Source organism: Protofrankia sp. Cr1 (assembly GCF_963555865.1).
Classification (GTDB): Bacteria; Actinomycetota; Actinomycetes; order Frankiales; family Frankiaceae; genus Protofrankia.
Genome location: NZ_CAUVXO010000671.1, coordinates 1,715 through 3,325, shown reverse-complemented (window position 1 = coordinate 3,325; position 1,611 = coordinate 1,715). Strand labels below are relative to the sequence as shown.

Genomic DNA, 1,611 nt, shown 5'->3' with positions numbered 1-1,611 from the left:
CCGCCTGGCGGGCCGATACCGACCTGGCCCTGACCGGCCGGCCGATGATCCCCCACCCGGACGTCGACGCGACGATGGTGCGTTCCGGCGCCCAGGCCGCCGCCGAAGGTGCGGTGGGGCGGGTGACGGCCCTTCTCGACGAGGCCCGCGCCACCCCTGTGGTGGCCCTGAAAAAGGGTGGAGTGGGGCCTCGGGAACGGTCGCGGCTCGCGAAACGACTGTCCATGCCCGAGGGCGACCTCCTGCTGTGGATCGATCTCGCGTACGCCGCCGGCCTGCTGGGCCTGACCGACGGCGGGTATGCGCCGACATCGGACTACCAGGATTGGCGCACCGCTGAGATGGGCCTGCGATGGGCCGTGCTCGCGTCGGCGTGGTTCGCCCTCGAGCACGCGCCGTCCAGCCGGGAGATCGAAGGTGACAAGGAGCTCCCGCCGCCGCTGCCACTGATGTCCGGGGCAGGCTGGCTACGGCGGACGATGGTGGGCGCGGCCGGTTCGGCTGGCCCGGGTGCTTCGGTTCGCGCGACCGGCCGGGAGATCGACTGGTTCTGCCCGCTGCACGGGTATGACCCCGTCCGGCGCGACGACAAGATCGCCGCAGCGGTGCGGGAGGCGGAACTGCTCGGAGTGGTCGCCGTCGACGTGCTGTCCGAACTCGGGGAACACCTGCTAGCCGTCGACGAGGCGGCACCGGCCGATGCCGTCGAGGAACTGGCACGACGGTGTGGCGGGCTGCTGCCCGAAGCCACGTTCAGCGTGATCATTCAGTCGGATCTGACCGCCATGGTGGCTGGCCAGCCCAATGCGGGCGCCGTCCAGCTGCTGCGCGACGCCGCCGTCGCGGAGTCTCGCGGTGCCGCCGGGACGTGGCGTTTCACGTCGTCGAGCGTGCGTGCCGCTCTGGACGCCGGGTGGGCCGCGGACGACCTTCTCGCACAGCTGCGCACCATGTCGGCTCATGCCGTGCCGCAGCCGTTGGAGTACCTCATCACCGATGTCGCACGCCGGCACGGCCATGTGCGCGTGCGCGGCATGCGCTGCTGCGTCGTCGCCGACGAGGCGACGACCGCCGAGGTCCTGCACACCCGGTCGCTTGCCAAACTGCAGCTCAGCCGGCTGGCACCCACCGTCCTGGCAAGCCCCTTGAAGCTTGAGGTGGTCCTGACCCGGCTGCGCGAGGTCGGCTTCTACCCGATCGCCGAGGACGCCGCCGGCACGATGATCGTGCCGCGCCGGCCGGAACACCAAGGATCCCCCCGCTTCAACAGCCCCGCCCGCAGGCCACCACGGGTCTCCCCGGTTGATCTCGCCCGCCGGCTGGCCGCGCATCCCGACGACGACACGATGCCGGACGCGGGCGCGCTCAGGCTGTTGGCGCGGCTGAACACCCGCCTGAACGAGGCGGAACTGGCGCTGTTGGCCGACGCCATGGACCACTGCGGCGACATCGTCATCACCTACCGGGACGCCAACGGCACCCGGACGGTTCGCAAGATCCAGCCACAACAGCTCTACGGCAAGTGGATCGACGCCTGGTGCCACCTGCGCAACGGCCAACGTGAGTTCTCCGTCGCCAACATCGAATCCGTCAGCCCCGCATCCTGATCCC

The 1,611-nt window shown here is 70.8% G+C and carries 1 protein-coding gene; it reads left to right on the top strand.

What is annotated here, in order from left to right:
- Positions 1 to 1,607, top strand: a 1,607-nt coding sequence (locus U9980_RS27770; protein WP_322770637.1) for a helicase-associated domain-containing protein, incomplete at its 5' end; no start/stop codon positions are given.
- Between the last annotated feature and the right edge of the window lie 4 nt (positions 1,608 to 1,611).